At 67.9% G+C, this 15126-nt stretch carries 17 protein-coding genes; 11 read left to right on the top strand and 6 right to left on the bottom strand.

Annotated features, from left to right (window positions below; translation table 11 throughout):
* Positions 1–97: 97 nt before the first annotated feature.
* The 7 genes from H0264_RS28205 to H0264_RS28175 all read left to right on the top strand — a co-directional run bounded on the left by H0264_RS28205 (position 98) and on the right by H0264_RS28175 (position 5595).
* Positions 98–607 carry an O-acetyl-ADP-ribose deacetylase gene (locus H0264_RS28205; RefSeq protein ID WP_181580358.1) on the top strand — a complete coding sequence of 170 codons (510 nt, stop codon included), beginning with the start codon at positions 98–100 and terminating at the stop codon, positions 605–607.
* Between the two features lie 80 nt (positions 608–687).
* Complete coding sequence (gene ruvC, locus H0264_RS28200; protein WP_181585884.1) at positions 688–1257, top strand: crossover junction endodeoxyribonuclease RuvC; 570 nt, start codon at positions 688–690, stop codon at positions 1255–1257.
* Positions 1254–1856: a Holliday junction branch migration protein RuvA gene (gene ruvA / locus H0264_RS28195; RefSeq protein ID WP_181580357.1), complete on the top strand. Its 603-nt coding sequence runs from the start codon at positions 1254–1256 to the stop codon at positions 1854–1856. The genes ruvC and ruvA overlap by 4 nt, the downstream gene beginning before the upstream one ends.
* An 8-nt stretch (positions 1857–1864) precedes the next feature.
* The gene (gene ruvB / locus H0264_RS28190) at positions 1865–2959 is read left to right on the top strand and encodes a Holliday junction branch migration DNA helicase RuvB (protein ID WP_181580356.1); all 1095 of its coding nucleotides are present in this window, start codon (positions 1865–1867) and stop codon (positions 2957–2959) included.
* A 56-nt stretch (positions 2960–3015) separates the two neighbouring features.
* Positions 3016–4662 (top strand): M91 family zinc metallopeptidase, encoded by a 1647-nt coding sequence (locus tag H0264_RS28185; RefSeq protein ID WP_181580355.1) that lies wholly within the window; start codon positions 3016–3018, stop codon positions 4660–4662.
* Positions 4663–4817: 155 nt separating this feature from the next.
* A complete protein-coding gene (locus H0264_RS28180) occupies positions 4818–5270 on the top strand; it encodes a hypothetical protein (RefSeq protein WP_181580354.1) in 453 nt (150 codons plus the stop codon).
* A 25-nt stretch (positions 5271–5295) separates the two neighbouring features.
* Positions 5296–5595 (top strand): hypothetical protein, encoded by a 300-nt coding sequence (locus H0264_RS28175; RefSeq protein ID WP_181580353.1) that lies wholly within the window; start codon positions 5296–5298, stop codon positions 5593–5595.
* Here the strand turns inward: H0264_RS28175 and H0264_RS28170 are convergent.
* Positions 5582–6550: an NADP-dependent oxidoreductase gene (locus tag H0264_RS28170; RefSeq protein WP_231085059.1), complete on the bottom strand. Its 969-nt coding sequence runs from the start codon at positions 6548–6550 to the stop codon at positions 5582–5584. The genes H0264_RS28175 and H0264_RS28170 overlap by 14 nt on opposite strands.
* Before the next feature lie 70 nt (positions 6551–6620).
* Here H0264_RS28170 and H0264_RS28165 point away from each other — a divergent pair, with 70 nt between their 5' ends.
* On the top strand, positions 6621–7589 hold the full coding sequence (locus H0264_RS28165) for a GlxA family transcriptional regulator (protein ID WP_220139853.1): 969 nt from the start codon (positions 6621–6623) through the stop codon (positions 7587–7589).
* An 89-nt stretch (positions 7590–7678) separates the two neighbouring features.
* Here H0264_RS28165 and H0264_RS28160 read toward each other — a convergent pair whose 3' ends face one another.
* Positions 7679–8668, bottom strand: a complete 990-nt coding sequence (locus tag H0264_RS28160; protein WP_244975968.1) for a DMT family transporter — start codon at positions 8666–8668, stop codon at positions 7679–7681.
* Between the two features lie 82 nt (positions 8669–8750).
* On the opposite strand from H0264_RS28160, the gene H0264_RS28155 reads away from it, so the two are divergent.
* Together H0264_RS28155 and H0264_RS28150 are read left to right on the top strand one after the other, a co-directional pair.
* On the top strand, positions 8751–9284 hold the full coding sequence (locus tag H0264_RS28155; RefSeq protein ID WP_181580352.1) for a CGNR zinc finger domain-containing protein: 534 nt from the start codon (positions 8751–8753) through the stop codon (positions 9282–9284).
* 272 nt (positions 9285–9556) lie between these two features.
* Positions 9557–9919, top strand: a complete 363-nt coding sequence (locus H0264_RS28150) for a hypothetical protein (protein ID WP_181580351.1) — start codon at positions 9557–9559, stop codon at positions 9917–9919.
* A 91-nt stretch (positions 9920–10010) separates the two neighbouring features.
* On the opposite strand, the gene H0264_RS28145 is transcribed toward H0264_RS28150, so the two are convergent.
* From H0264_RS28145 to H0264_RS28130, 4 genes are all read right to left on the bottom strand, one after another.
* On the bottom strand, positions 10011–10772 hold the full coding sequence (locus tag H0264_RS28145; RefSeq protein WP_181580350.1) for a trans-aconitate 2-methyltransferase: 762 nt from the start codon (positions 10770–10772) through the stop codon (positions 10011–10013).
* 41 nt (positions 10773–10813) lie between these two features.
* Positions 10814–12208, bottom strand: coding sequence for a phenylacetate--CoA ligase family protein (locus tag H0264_RS28140; protein ID WP_181580349.1), 1395 nt, complete (start codon positions 12206–12208; stop codon positions 10814–10816).
* 91 nt (positions 12209–12299) lie between these two features.
* Positions 12300–12857, bottom strand: coding sequence for a DivIVA domain-containing protein (locus tag H0264_RS28135; RefSeq protein WP_181580348.1), 558 nt, complete (start codon positions 12855–12857; stop codon positions 12300–12302).
* A 58-nt stretch (positions 12858–12915) separates the two neighbouring features.
* A complete protein-coding gene (locus H0264_RS28130; protein ID WP_181580347.1) occupies positions 12916–13581 on the bottom strand; it encodes a TetR/AcrR family transcriptional regulator in 666 nt (221 codons plus the stop codon).
* A 40-nt stretch (positions 13582–13621) separates the two neighbouring features.
* Here H0264_RS28130 and H0264_RS28125 point away from each other — a divergent pair, with 40 nt between their 5' ends.
* On the top strand, positions 13622–15115 hold the full coding sequence (locus H0264_RS28125) for a flavin-containing monooxygenase (RefSeq protein ID WP_181580346.1): 1494 nt from the start codon (positions 13622–13624) through the stop codon (positions 15113–15115).
* The last annotated feature ends 11 nt before the right edge of the window (positions 15116–15126 follow it).

Here is a 15126-nt window from a genome sequence, read left to right as displayed (position 1 = left end):
AGAGACACCGCAGGACGCGTTGCCCGCTCGACCGGGCCTGTCGCCGAACTACCCGGGGACGAGGGACACAAACGGTCCCGGTGCGAGAATCGAGCGCGTGGCCGAACTGATCGCGGTGCGTGGGGACATCACCGAACAGCAGGTGGACGCGGTGGTGAATGCCGCGAATTCGTCGCTGCTGGGTGGCGGGGGAGTGGACGGGGCGATTCACCGCAGGGGCGGTCCGGAGATTCTGGCCGCCTGCCGGAAACTGCGGGCCTCGCAGTACGGCAAGGGCCTGAAGACCGGGCAGGCCGTGGCCACCACCGCCGGAAACCTGCCCGCGCAGTGGGTGATTCATACCGTCGGCCCGGTCTGGTCGGCCACCGAGGATCGCTCGGAGCTGCTGGCCTCCTGCTATCGCGAATCCCTGCGGGTGGCCGATGAACTGGGTGCGCGCACGGTCGCGTTTCCCGCCATCTCGACCGGAATCTTCGGCTGGCCCATGGACGATGGCGCGCGCATCGCGGTGCAGGTCGCGCGCAGCGCCGAAACCGCTGTCCAGGAAGTCAGATTCGTCTTGTTCAGCGAGGATGCGTTGCGGGCCTTCGCCGCGCAGGGCGTGTAGTTCCGTGTCGGTGGCCGGAGATCCCGTCGTCGTCCGTTAGACTCTCGAACAGTTGTTCGTGTGTGGCGAGAGGGGATTTGGTGCGGGTCATGGGCGTCGACCCCGGGCTCACCCGGTGCGGCCTGAGCATGGTCGAGGGCGAGATGGGTCGCAAGGTCACCGCCATCCAGGTGGATGTGGTGCGCACCCCGCCCGAGATGGATCTCGCCGAACGACTGCTGCGCGTCTCGGACGCGGCCGAGTCGTGGATGGACACCCACCGACCCGAGGTCGTCGCCATCGAGCGGGTCTTCTCGCAACACAATGTGCGCACGGCCATGGCCACCGCGCAGGCGGGCGGCGTCATCGCCCTCGCGGCGGCGCGGCGCGGCATTCCGGTGCACTTCCACACCCCCAGTCAAGTCAAAGCCGCCGTCACCGGAAACGGAACCGCCGACAAGGCGCAAGTGACCGCCATGGTGACGCGTATCCTCGGGCTCGCCGTCGCACCGAAGCCCGCCGACGCCGCCGACGCGCTCGCACTGGCCATCTGCCACTGCTGGCGCGCACCCATGATCGAACGCATGGCGAAGGCGGAGGCGATGGCCGCGGCGCAGCGGAAGCTGTACGAGGAAAGGCTTGCCCAGCAACGGAAGGCGGTAACACGGTGATCGCGTCCATACGCGGCGAAGTGCTCGAGATCGGGCTCGACCATGCGGTGCTGGAGGCCGCCGGCGTCGGCTACCGGCTCAATGCCACGCCCGCGACGCTGGCCACCCTCACGCGCGGGGAGGAGTCGCGGCTCTACACGACCATGATCGTGCGCGAGGACTCGCAGACGCTGTTCGGTTTCGCCGACACCGAGGCGCGGGATCTGTTCGGGCTCTTGCAGACCGTGTCCGGGGTGGGACCGAAGCTGGCCATGGCGGTGCTCGCGGTGCTGGAACCCGAAGCGCTGCGCAAGGCCCTCGCGGAGAGCAATGTGGCGGCGCTGACCCGGGTGCCCGGGGTGGGTAAGCGCGGGGCCGAGCGCATGTGCGTCGAACTGCGCGACAAGGTGAATCTCGTTCCGGTGCAATCGGGTCCGCCCGGAATGCCCGCGCCCATGGTCACGCCGATTCGCGATCAGGTGGTCGACGCGCTCATCGGGCTCGGCTTCCAAGCGCGGCAGGCCGAGGGCGCGGTGGATGTGGTGCTGGTCAACGAGCCCGATGCCACCACCTCGGTGGCGCTGCGGGCCGCGCTGGCATTGCTGGGTAAGAACCGATAGGCGCGAGCATGAGCGACGACGCAGCCGAATACGGTGAGGCGGACGAATCCGCGGTCACCGCAAGCTATTTGCAATCCGACGGGGAGATCGAGGCCAGCCTGCGGCCGAAATCCCTGGAGGATTTCATCGGGCAGCCGCGTGTGCGCGAACAGCTCGCGCTGGTGCTGCGCGGAGCCAAGAAACGCGGCGGCACACCGGATCACGTGCTGCTGTCGGGGCCGCCCGGACTCGGCAAGACCAGTATGGCCATGATCATCGCCGGGGAGCTGGGGACGGCGCTGCGCCTGACCTCCGGCCCGGCGCTCGAGCGCGCCGGGGATCTGGCCGCCATGCTCAGCAATCTGGTCGAGGGCGATGTGCTGTTCATCGACGAGATCCACCGCATGGCCCGGCCCGCCGAGGAAATGCTGTACCTGGCCATGGAGGACTTCCGCGTCGACGTGGTGGTCGGCAAAGGCCCCGGCGCGACCTCGATTCCGCTCGATATCGCGCCCTTCACCCTCGTCGGCGCGACGACCCGCTCGGGCGCGCTGACCGGCCCGCTGCGCGACCGCTTCGGTTTCACCGGGCACATGGATTTCTACGAACCCGATGAGCTGCAACAGATTCTGCAGCGTTCGGCCCGAATCCTGGGTGTCCGCCTGGAGGCCGACGCCGCCGGTGAGATCGCGGGCCGCTCCCGGGGCACGCCGCGTATCGCCAACCGCCTGCTGCGGCGGGTGCGCGACTACGCCGAGGTGAAGGCCGACGGCCTGGTCACCATCGACGTCGCCCGCGCGGCCCTGGCCGTCTACGACGTGGACGCGCTCGGCCTGGATCGGCTCGACCGGGCCGTGCTCGCCGCGCTGATCCGCAGCTTCAACGGTGGGCCCGTGGGTGTTTCGACCCTCGCGGTCGCGGTCGGCGAGGAGTCGGCCACCGTCGAAGAGGTGTGCGAACCCTTCCTGGTTCGCGCCGGTCTGGTGGCCCGCACTCCGCGCGGTCGCGTCGCCACCGCCGCCGCCTGGGAGCACCTGGGCCTGGTGCCGCCGCCGGATCTGGTCTTCGGCTCCATCGAGGTCCGGGCCCGCGAAAACCAGCCCACCCTGGACCTTTTCGACTGATCTTTCTTCCCGTTCGACTGGTAGCGTTGCCGCACAAGCGAATTGGGGGTCCGGTCGTGCCTACACTCGCCGAGGTCGAGCGGTGGCGGTTGTCCGCGCTCGCGGACGCGGGGCGGCGCATCGGCGCGCAGAACCAGGAGTTCCTGGCGAATATCGGGCGGATGCGCGGGGATATTCGCGCGGCGCAGGCGCATTGGGAGGGGCAGGCGTACTGGGCCGCGTACGACCGGATCGGTGCGGACTATGCGGCCGGGTTCACCCTCGCGCAGGAAGTGGGTGCGCTCGCGGAGGCGATGATCGCGGGCGCGGTCACCCTCGCCGGGTATCGGGATGTGCTGCTGAGCCGGGTGGGTGATGCGCGGGACGCGGGGTTCACGGTGGCCGATGACTGGACGGTGTCGATCGCGGCCACCGCGAACGACGGCGACCGAGTGGTGCAGCAGGAGCTGATCGACCTCGCCCGCGCCGAACTGGTCACTGCCACAGTCGAGGTCGATCGCACCATCGCGGCCGCCCGGGACGCGGTGCGCGAACTCGGCGGGCGGCTCGGCGACGACACGGCTGTCCTCGGCGACGAGCCCCGGGTGACCGTCGACTTCGAGAAGGTGACCATCGAGACCGGGGCCGCGAACGATGTCGTGACCGTGGCGGACGATCCCGCGACGCATGCCGTCACCGTGACGATCAACGGTGTGGCGCAGACGTTTACCGGTGAGGCCGCGAAGAACATCGTCATCAAGACCCATGGCGGCGACGACCAGATCACCGTGGCCGCCGGCACTGTCGTCGGGGTGAAGGCCGAAGGCGGGTCGGGCAAGGATGTCATGACCGGCGGCCGAGGACGGGACTACCTCGACGGCGGGGCGGACGACGATGTGGTCATCGGCGGCGCGGGCGATGACGTGCTGTACGGCGGCGCGGGCCACGACATTCTGCTCGGCGGCGACGGCAACGACTACCTCGAGGGCGGGTGCGGCGACGACGGAATCGCGGGCGGAGGCGGCGATGACATCCTGTCCGGCGGTCTCGGCGGTGATGTGCTGCGTGGAGATGACGGTGCCGACAGAATCTACGACCGTCCCGTCGTTGACATTGTCCTGCAAGAGATTCCGGATCGGATCGTCGTCGTCGGATCACCCGAATTCCAGGAGCGGGTGCGGGCCGATCTCGAGTTCCTGAACTCCTCGCCGACCGGGCAGCAGCTGCTGGCGAGCCTCGGGACCGGCGAGCACACGGTGACCATTACCGAGGGGCTCACCGGACAGAATTCGGCGCGGAACTATTCCGACGGCGCGTACTACGACGAGACGACCGGAATGCCGGGTGGCGGGTCCGATGTCACCGTCACCTACGATCCCCGCACGGTCTCGTTCAATGAGCGGTACAGCGGTCAAAGCTGGTACGAGACACCACCTTCGGTGATCCTCGGCCATGAATTGGCGCATGCGATCGACGCCACCCGGGGGACGTTGCGAGAAGACGCGTACGCGGGTGTGGACGCGGTCGACAACAACACCGGCGACGACAACAGGCAGCTGCCCATCAGTAACGCCGAACGGGTGGCCGTCGGCCTGCCCATCGACCACGACAACAATCCCGCGACGCCCGAACAGCTGACGCCCGAACACGCCCCGGTCCTCACCGAGAACGCTCTGCGCGCGGAATTGGGGCTCCCGCGGCGCGAACACTACGATTACGACTAATGACCGTCAGCGCTCGACCCTCGCGGATGTGTGCCGCACTGCTGGCGACGGCGCTGCTCGGGGCCGGGTGCGGTGCATCGCCGAACTCGGCGGAACACCACGTCAGCACATCGATTCCGAACCCGAGCCCCGCCTCCTGCGAATCGCGGACGGTCGTGACACAGGACGACACGATCGGCCTCGAGGCCGACTTCCGAACCTCGGGTGCGGATCTGATCGTCCGCTACAGCGTCACCAACCATCGCGCGGAGGCCGTATTCGCCGCCGAGCGCGGCAATGCCGGCGCGTACAACCTGGTGCCCCGCAGCGACAAGGTGATCGAGATCAGTCGCCGGAACTATGCGGTCGGCGGGCAGTGCCCCGTACTCGTGTACGAGGTTCCGGCCCCGCCCACCGTGGCGCGCATCGAGCCCGGCGAGTCGCTGGCCCGCGAGTTCGCGGTGCCGATACCGTTCCAGATCAACCACCCCTACCGGCTGACGGTAGGGGATGGTCACCTTTCCGCACTTCCGGACCGGCCCTACCCTGTGGTCTTCTGTATCGGGGTGGGGCCGAGCGAAATATCCGGTACCCAAACGAATTTCTGCAGCCCCGTACACACCGTCTGATCCGACATCCCAACCGGGAGTTCGCATGTTCCAGGTTGATCCCGACGACCTGCGCGGTCTGTCGTCGTCCATGGAAGCGGTGGCCGCGGCCCTCGAGGAGTTGGAGGTGCTGAGCGCGGCCGTCGCGGCCGGTGGCGCGCTGCCCGGTGCCAACCTCACCGAATTGTGCACCAGCGCAGGTGAAGTCACCGAGAGCGCCTATCGCCGTGCCGCCAATCGGTGCCGGCGCATCGCGCAGATCGCGCACGGCGGCGCGGGCACCTACGAGGTTACCGACGACTACTTCCGCAGCCGTATCGCCGCTTTGGGAATCAGTCGACCGTGAGGACGATCTTGCCCGCGGTGCGGTTGGTTTCGCCGAGCGCGTGCCCTTTCGCGGCGTCGGCGAGGGGGAAGACCGCGGCGATCTCGGGACGCAGCGCACCGGATTCGGCCAGCGCGGCCAGCGCACTCATGCCCGCGTGGTCGGCCTCGACCAGCAGCAGTTCGGCCCGGACCCCGAGTTCGGCGGCCGCTGCCAGGAGCTGATCGGCCCCGAAGGCGCGGATGGAAACGAGCATGCCGCCGGGGCGAAGAGTGCGCAGTGACCGCAGCGCGTGCGCCTCGTCGATCGGATCCAGGACCACATCGACACCATTGACCGCCTCGGTGAAATCGGTTGCGCGATAATCGATCACCTCGTCCACGCCGAGGCGGCGCAGAAAGTCGTGATTGGCCGCGCTCGCGGTGCCGATCACGTGCGCGCCCCGGGACTTGGCGATCTGCACCGCGAAATGGCCGACGCCGCCGGATGCCGCATGGATCAGAACACGCTGTCCCGCTTGCACATTCGCGGTATCGACCAGCGCCTGCCAGGCGGTGAGGGCGGCCAGGGGTATGGCGGCGGACCGGGTGTGGTCGAGATTCGCGGGTTTACGGGCGAAGGCGCGGGCGGGACCGGTGACGTATTCGGCGGCCGCGCCGTGGCCGTGCGGGTAGGGGAGCATGCCGAAGACCTCGTCACCGGGATGGAACAGCGTCACGCCGGTGCCGGTGGCGACGACCTCACCGGAGACGTCCCAGCCGAGCACGAACGGCGGCTCGGGCAGGAACAGCCCGGTCAGGACGCGGTGCTTCCAGTCGGTCGGGTTGAGGGCGGTGGCGCGCACCCGCACCAGGATTTCGCTCGGGCCCGGCTGCGGCACCGGCCGGACGACCTCGTGCAGAACCTCGGGGCCGCCGAGAACGTCCTGGCTGATGGCTCGCATGGTCTCCGGAATCACGATCGTGTTCTCGCTCATGCCGACCAGAGTGCCGCCTCATCCACCGCCGGAAAATGGCACGATTGCCATTATTCGATAGGATCGCGCCATGCAGGCGGACGACCCACGACCCCACCGAGTGGTGGTGCTGGCCCTCGACGGGGTGTATCCCTTCGAACTCGGCATCGCCAATCGGGTGTTCGGCACCGCCGACGGGCGTTACGAGATCCTCACCTGCTCGCCGGACGGGCGGCCCGTGCGCAGCAGCTCCGACTTCGACATCGCGGTCGCGCACGACAGTGGCGTGCTGGAGTCCGCCGACACCGTGGTCATCCCGCCCTGCGAGGTGCGGTCGATCCTGAACGACGGTCTGCCGCAAGCGATTCGCAATGCCATCGCAGCAATCAGGCCGGGGGTGCGGGTGGTGTCGATCTGCACCGGTGCGATCGTGATGGCCGCGGCCGGACTCCTCGACGGCCGGCCCGCCACCACGCACTGGAACGTGACCGAGGAATTCCGCCGGCACTTCCCGCGCGTGCACCTCGATCCCGATGTGCTCTACGTCGACGACGGCGACATTCTCACCTCGGCGGGCGCGACCGCCGGAGTCGACCTGTGCCTGCACCTGATCCGCCGCGACCATGGCAGCGAGGTCGCCAATGCGGTGGCCCGGCGCTGTGTCGTACCGCCCTGGCGGGAGGGCGGCCAGGCGCAGTTCATCGAACAGCCCGTACCGCCATCAACCTCCGCCGGCACCGCCGCGGCTCGCCAATGGGCCCTGGAGAACCTGCATCTGCCGGTGTCCATGGCCGACCTCGCGGCACAGGCGCGCATGAGCGGGCGCACCTTCGCCCGCCGCTTCCGAGACGAGGTCGGCATGAGCCCGGGACGCTGGCTCATTCAGCAGCGGGTGTTCCGGGCCCGGGAACTCCTGGAATCCACCGAGATGTCCGTCGACCGGATCGCGAGCGAGGTCGGCTTCGCCACCGGCGCGTCCCTGCGCCAGCATCTGCACGAGGCCATCGGCGTGTCCCCGCTCGGCTACCGGCGCACCTTCCGCGCCACGACGCGAGTGTGAACGGCCGCAACGATTTCCGGCGGCGTGTGCCGCACTGGGCGTGCCGGTGAGCATTCACACCTCGCACGACCGGACTCGCACTCGGCCTGCTACGGCACCGGCGCTTTCCTCATCGACCGGCCCGTCTCGGAGCTGGTGGGGGAGGTGCGGGAGCTGCCGTTGTCGCCGGAGGGGTCCCGGAAGTGGTTGTACGACAATGCCGCCCGGGTGCTGTCGCGCTGAGCGGACGGCCGCCGCGAGGCCAGCACCAGACCGAGCAGACCAACGGCCAGACCGGCAATCGTCAATGGGTGCGCGGGTTCTCCGATCACCAACCAGGCCATGGCGGTGGTGACCGCGGGGATGGCGAAGAAGAAGCGGCCGACGCGGGTGGTGTCCCAGTAGCGCAGCATGGTGTTGAGCAGCAGGAACGCGGCCATGGAGTTGATCAGGACCATCCACGCCAACGATCCGGCGAAGCGGCCGATATCGGTGATGTGGAAGTCGTTGCCCAGTAGGGCGATCGCGCCTGCGAAGGGGGCGCTCACGGCCACGTGGATCGCGGTTCCGGTGCGGGGGTCGATGGCCGGGGTGAAACGCTTCTGGTAGATCGTGCCCAGGCTCAATCCCGCCAGGCCGACCACGCACAGCAGCAGACCGCTGAGTGAGAACGAGGACTGGTCGACGACGGCCAAACCCACTCCCACGCCGCCGATTCCGAAACCCAGCCACTGGATGCGGCTCACCGTCTCGCCGAGCATGCCCGCGAACAGGGCGATCACCACCGGGCTCAGGCCCTGCACCAGGGAGATGACCGCGGCGGAGACGTGCTCGCCCATGGCGGTGTAGAAGGCCCCGAACTGCACCATCTGCATGAGAAGCCCCGCGATGACGGTGTGCCCGAGCACCCTTCCGCGCGGCCAGACCGCCTTCGTGGCCACTGCCACCAGGATCAGCAGCACGCCCGCGATGGCGAATCGGCCGAACAGCACCAGCATGGGCGGAGCCGTGCCGACGCCGATGATGCCGGCGATGAACGCACTGCTCCACATGAAGATCAATGCGGGCGGGCCCGCGACTTCCAGCAATCGATTCTCCACCACGACTCCTCGGTAACCGCCTTGACTGGTTACTACCGTGGCACCTACTTGAATAACCTGTCAAGGTGGTTACTATGGCGAGGTGTTCACCTTCGTCAGCGGCAATCTCGTCCTGGACTTCATCGGCACGGTGAAGGCCCGCCGCACCGACTTCACGGACCTCCTCGAAACACCCGCGGACCTGGGAGACTGGTTCGTCGAAGCGGGACTGCTGGACCGCGCCCCCACCGGCGATCCGGACACGCTGCGACAGGCCACCGCACTGCGCGAAGCCGCCTGGCACCTGGCCCTGGCCGCGATCGACGGCAACCCGCTACCCGATGCCGACCGCCGGCTGATCAACCGGCTGGCACAGGGTCCACTCCCGGATCTCGCGCTCCAGCCCGACGGCAGCGTGCGCCGCACCGGCACCGCCGACCAGGCGCTGTCCGAAATCGCCCGCACCGCAATCGAACTGTTCGCCGGCGCCGATTCCCCGCGCATCAAGGAATGCGGTCGCCAGGACTGCACCCGCCTCTACGTCGACACCTCCCGCGCCGGCTCCCGCCGCTGGTGCGACATGACGGTCTGCGGAAACCGTTCCAAGAGCGCCGCTTTCCGCGCCCGCCAGGCTTGATTCTGCATTATTCCCAGGGGCGCTGCCCCCGGACCCCCGGTATCGGGGGCGCTGCCCCCGGCCGCTGTGCTTCTCCCAGGGGCGCTGCCCCCGGACCCCCGGTATCGGGGGCTCTGCCCCCGGCCCCCGTTACCAGGGGATTCGGTACTCGGGCGAATCGCTGTGTGGGGATTCGGGGACGAGGCGACATACTCGGCGTGCCACGCGGTCCGTGTCGCGGACACGGCCGTGCGAGTTCTGCGTTTGTCGGAGCACGTCGCTAGGGTCTGGGCATGCATCGCACCCCCTGGCTCACCGACCGTCCCAGCCTGTCGTCGGCGTCGCGCCAGCCGCGCGACCGCCTCTACTTCGCCACCGTCACCCCACCCGAATCCGACACCGATGCTTGGACATTGGTGGCCACCGGACTGCCCGGCGAACTCACCTGCACGGTGCGCGCCGCCACCATGGAGCAGGTCGAATCCGAAGCCCGCACCCGCATCGGCGATCTCATGGCCGTCGAGGCCGACACCGTCGACCTCATGGTCCACGTCACCACCACCGAGGCGGAGCAGGAGCGCTTCCGCGCCATGACCGACAGCCTCATGTCCGAATGGTCCGAACTCTTGGACCGCCTGCCCGACTCCGACGCCTGACGTCGAACAGACCACGCGGTCAGCAGGACCTCATGGCGGCGACATCGGACAGAATCCCGCCACCAGGTCCCACTGACCGCGCGGTCCGGAATTACTTGTGCGCCACCACGAAGACGCGGCGGAACGGCAACCAGGTCGTGCCGTCGGGCTGCTGCGGATAGGCGGCGTGCAGCAGGGGCGCGAGTTCCCGGCGGAACTGCTCCCACGCGGCGTCATCCAACGCGGTGCGCACCGGTGTGAGCGCCGTCCCGGTGACCCACTCGAGTACCGGATCCGGTCCGCCGAGCGCCTGCAGATACGTTGTCTCCCAGGCATCCACCGAGCATCCCGACCCGGTCAGGATCTGCGCGTACCCGGCCGGATCGAGCACCGCCCGCGGCTCGAGGATCCCACTGTCGGTGAGCCTTTCCCGCCATTGCGGCTGCCCGGCCAGCTCGCGAATCGCGCGATGCGACGGGGCGTCGAAATTTCCCGGTACCTGAAACGCCAGCCACGCTCCCTCCGGCAAAGCCCGCACCCACCCCGGCAGCAGCTCCGGATGTCCTGGTACCCACTGCAATACGGCATTGCACACCACGACATCGGTATCGGGTGCGGGCTGCCACTCCCGCACATCGGCCAGCCGGGCGTCGAGCCCGCGCGCCTGGGCGGCTGCCACCATCTCGGGCGAGGAGTCCGCAGCCTCCAGTGTGGCGTCCGGCCAGCGTTGGGCCAGCTGCACGGTGAGATTGCCGGGCCCGCAACCGAGATCGACCACTCGGCGTGGTTTCTCCGCACCGATGCGCCCCACCAGTTCGAAGTACGGTCGCGCGCGATGATCGTCGAACCTCAGATACTGCTGCGGATCCCACATACGTCCTCCACCTGCGGTAGCGAGCTCGGGCGACCTCCAAGCTACTCCGGAGGCCGGGTGTAGCGGTGTTTGACGCCGGGCGGGAAGTAGTCCGGGTCGCCGTGCGGATGCAGCAGGACGTGCGGGTGCTGACGGCGGTCGGGGACGTAGTGCGTGAATTCGCTGTTGAGACGGCGCAGTTCGGTGCGGATCGAATCGGCTATGCGAGTGGCGAGGCCGGTGACCGGGCTGGTGCCTGGGGCCAGTTCGACGCTGACCTGGAGATTGCGGTCCTGATCGGAGTCGGTGGTGACCTCCACGACGAACTTGCCGGTTATGTGGTCGCAGATGCCGGGTTGTTCCAGGCCGACGGTGATGTTCTCGGGGTAGATGTTCGCGCCGTAGAACGAGACGGTGAAGTGGCTGCGGCCGAACACGTAGACGAAGGGTTGTTCGGGACCGGACACCGTCGGGCGCAGGTCGTGGGAAGCCAGGAAATCCAGCATGCGGTGATGGGGGATCAGGCCGCCCTCATCGGCAATGTGATAGCGCACCAGGGGGATTCCGCCGTCGGCCGAGACGACGAGCGTGCCGTCGGTCTCCTCGAAGAAGCGGTGGTAGGGGTCGTATTGGACCAGGGTGGGCAGGCGGGATTCGCCGAAGAGTTCGCGCGCTACGGCGGGGCGGGCGGCGAGCAGGCGGCGGATCTCGATCGAGAGCGGGGTTTCGTTGCCGAGCACGCCGCCGTCGGCGGTGCCGTAGAGGGAGGCGATATCGGTGCGCGGGTCGCATCCGGCGCGCTGCGCGACCAGGCTGCGCCACTCCTCGCTGAAAACCTCACCGGCGGTGACGAGTTTGATCCGGTGGTCGGGCCACGGCACGCCTGCGGTGCGGCCGGTGTCGATCACGTCCTTGAGGAACGGGGGATAGCCCAACAGCACGACCTGATCGAAATGCGGTGCCAGGGAGGCGATTACACGCAGGATTTCGGCCTTGTTGTTGCCGGGCGCGACCGCCGTCACCGGGTAGCCGCGTGCGGCGAGCTCGCGGACGCAGCCGAGGGTGTAGAGCCCGCCCACCCAGGTGCCCAGTGCGAAGCAGACCACCGCGAGGGTGCTGCGCTCGTCCGCGCGGAAGCCGTCGCGGAAGACCTGCTCGAAGCGCGCGGTGGTGCGCTGCTCGTCGCCCAGCGAGCGCGGCCACGGGGTCGGTTCGCCGGTCGATCCGGAGGACACCGCGATCATGTCGCCGATGCGGCCGTCCCGGCACAGCTGCGGCAACGAATACCGGCGCAGATACCCGGGTTTGTCCACCAGCGGCAGCTTGGTGAAATCCGCGTAGGAGGTCACGGCGTCCGGATCGACCCCGTGCTCGGTGAGAAACGCGCGATAGGCGGGCACCGTGGTCGCTGTCCGTTCGAACAGCCCGACAACGGCTTCTTCCGGAGTGAGGACCACCGAAACCTCCTGGGATGGAACGCAATACCTCGACGATAGGAACTACGGGCACTCGGCACCACCCGTTCGCGCCCGGTCCACCGCCGAGAAGTCAGTGTGACTTGTCGAGCTGATGCGCTACCAGATCCAGGAAGGCGTCCACTTCTCCGCGATGGTAAGCCGGAGCCCCGTCCGCGGCGGTGTGAAAGGCGGTGTGCCGCACGTCGTCCGCGGTGAGGCCGTTCGCTCCGCGATGCGCCAGGGTGGCGGCGAGCCGATCCAGGAACGCCCCCACCTCCTCGGCCCGGTACCCGGATAGCCCGTGCGGGGGCGCGGAGAACTGGATGCGCAGCACATCGTCGTGGGTGAGGGTGTCGTCGACGCGCCCGTTGGGGACGCGGGATCGGCCCAGCCGCAGGAATTCCAGTTCGATGCAGACATGGTCGAGGAAGTCGTCGACCTGTTCCGGGTCGTAGCCGCGATTCCCGCGCGGCGCGCCGTCGAAATGCATCTGCCGGATATCGGAGGCGGTGAGATGATCGCGCCCGAGCATGGTGTCGGCGATGCGCGCGCAGAAGGCATCCACCTGGGCGGGATGGTAGCCGTGATGCCCGAACGGGGCTTTGCCGAAATCCTTGCGGCGTACGTCCTCGGGGGTCACGCGGGTCATTGTGCCAATGCGGTCATGTCCGAATCGCTGCCGCCCCATGCGAATCGAGTGCGACCGGTCAGTCTCTGCGGATGCCGTCCACGAGCAGCCGGCGAATCGCCTGCGTGAGCTGTCCGGCGGCCATCTCGTCGGGATCGCGCAGGCCGTGCAGGATGGCGGCCAGGATCATGCCGGTGACCGCGCGCGCGGTATTGCGGGTATCCAGATCGGCGCGCAGGTAGCCGCGCTCCACCCCGTGTTCGAGGTAGCCGGCGGTGAGCGCGTCGGCGGTGTCCATGAGCCCATACAACCGGGTGGTCAGTTCGGCGTCGATGCCGGTGGCCTGGAACAGCAGCAGCTGCGCCACCCGGCGGTCTTCCAGCAGGATGCGGGTGAGGGCCATGCCGATGCGCTCGGTCTGCTCCCGGTACTCCTCCAGCGACTCGGCGGCGTCGGGCGCGTTCTCGGTGCCGAGCGCCTCGATGATGCGGGCGGCCACATCGTCGATCACATGGTCGATGATGTCGCGCTTATTGCTGAAGTAGCGGTAGAACGTGCCGTGCCCGATGCCCAGCTCAGCGGCGATATCGGCGATCCCGGTGGCGTGATAGCCCTGCTCGGCGAAGCACACGAATGCGGTGTCGATGATCTCCTGGCGGAGTTCGGCCTTGCGCCGTTCGATTCTCGAGGATGGCTTCGTCACAGCACCGATGATACGGTGATCACAAACGGAATGAGATGTCATTCCGTGATAAACGATTCACATTCTTGCAGGGAGGTTCGCTGTGGCACCTCAGTACGACGCCATCGTGGTCGGTGCTGGTTTCGGCGGTATGGGGGCGGGCATCGAGCTGGATCGGCTCGGCCTGAGCAACTTTCTGATCCTCGAGCGCGAGGACGATCTCGGCGGCACCTGGCACGTCAACCACTACCCGGGCCTGGCCGTGGACATCGCCTCGGTGACCTACTCGTACTCCTTCGAACCCAACCCGCACTGGTCGCGGCTGTTCGCGCCGGGCGCGGAACTCAAGAAGTACGCCGAGCACGTGGCCGACAAGTACGACCTGCGCCGGCGCATGCGCTTCAACACCGTGGTCGGCGGGGCGCGCTGGGACGAGGAGCACCAGCAGTGGTCGGTCGCCATCGAGAACGGTGAATCCCTCACGGCGCGCTACATTTTCACCGCCACCGGATTCCTGTCACAGCCCTACACCCCGCCGTTCCCGGGGATCGAGACCTTCCAGGGCAAGATCATCCACTCCACCGCGTGGGACGACTCCTACGATCTGACCGGTCGCAAGGCCGCGCTCATCGGCACCGGCGCGACCGGTGTGCAGCTCGCGCCGGAACTGGCCGCGAAGGTCAGCGAGCTGACCGTCTTCCAGCGCACCCCCATCTGGGTGGTGCCCAAGATCGACTTCGAGATCCCGGAGCGACTACAGGGCCTGTTCCAGCGAGTTCCCTTGACGCAGAAGGCCGCTCGCATGGTCAACACGACCCTGCTGGAGGGCCTCATGGTCATCGGCGTGCTGCACTTCAAGGAGGCCAAGCCGCTGAACAAGGCCGCCGGCGTGCTGGCCAAGGCGCACATGTTCAGCCAGCTGCGCGACAAGAAGACCCGCAAGGCCATGACGCCGGACTACGACTTCGGCTGCAAGCGGCCCACCTTCTCCAACAAGTACTTCAAGATCTTCAACGAGCCGCATGTGCGGCTGGAGACCAACTCCATCGACCACATCGAACCCGACGGCATCGTCACCGCCGACGGACACAAGACCGAGATCGACACCCTGGTGCTGGCCACCGGCTTCAACCTCTGGGACGTCAACTTCCCGGCCATCGAGATCATCGGCCGTGACGGCGTCAACCTCGGAAAGTTCTGGCGCGACAACCGCTTCCAGGCCTACGAGGGCATCACCGTGCCGAAGTTCCCCAACTTCCTGTCCCTCAACAGCCCGTACTCCTACAGCGGCCTGTCGTACTTCACGACCATCGAGGCGCAGATGAAGCACATCGGGCGGCTGTTCACCGAGATGTTCCGGCGCGGCGAACAGGTCTTCGAGGTCACCGAGGAAGCCAACAAGAAGTTCCTCGACACCGTCACCGAGAAGCTGGGCTCCTCGGTCTTCTACGACGGCCAGTGCTCGACGGCGCGCAGCTACTACTACAACCAGCACGGCGAAGCCGCGCTGCTGCGCCCCAACAGCACGCTGACCACCCACCGTCACGCGGTGAGCTTCCCGCTGGACGACTACAGCTACGGGCCGGTTCCGGCCTGAGGTGAGACAGT

Source organism: Nocardia huaxiensis (assembly GCF_013744875.1).
GTDB lineage: Bacteria > Actinomycetota > Actinomycetes > Mycobacteriales > Mycobacteriaceae > Nocardia > Nocardia huaxiensis.
Note: the sequence above shows the minus strand (reverse complement) of the source record. Positions and strands in the feature narration are given on the sequence as shown.

Bases quoted from the DNA above. Each gene is read 5' to 3' on its own strand.
- ruvB (WP_181580356.1), top strand. From the start codon at position 1,865: ATGAGCGACGACGCAGCCGAATACGGTGAGGCGGACGAATCCGCGGTC.
- H0264_RS28175 (WP_181580353.1), top strand. From the start codon at position 5,296: ATGTTCCAGGTTGATCCCGACGACCTGCGCGGTCTGTCGTCGTCCATG.
- H0264_RS28170 (WP_231085059.1), bottom strand. From the start codon at position 6,550: ATGAGCGAGAACACGATCGTGATTCCGGAGACCATGCGAGCCATCAGC.
- H0264_RS28165 (WP_220139853.1), top strand. From the start codon at position 6,621: ATGCAGGCGGACGACCCACGACCCCACCGAGTGGTGGTGCTGGCCCTC.
- H0264_RS28150 (WP_181580351.1), top strand. From the start codon at position 9,557: ATGCATCGCACCCCCTGGCTCACCGACCGTCCCAGCCTGTCGTCGGCG.
- H0264_RS28145 (WP_181580350.1), bottom strand. From the start codon at position 10,772: ATGTGGGATCCGCAGCAGTATCTGAGGTTCGACGATCATCGCGCGCGA.
- H0264_RS28135 (WP_181580348.1), bottom strand. From the start codon at position 12,857: ATGACCCGCGTGACCCCCGAGGACGTACGCCGCAAGGATTTCGGCAAA.
- H0264_RS28130 (WP_181580347.1), bottom strand. From the start codon at position 13,581: ATGACATCTCATTCCGTTTGTGATCACCGTATCATCGGTGCTGTGACG.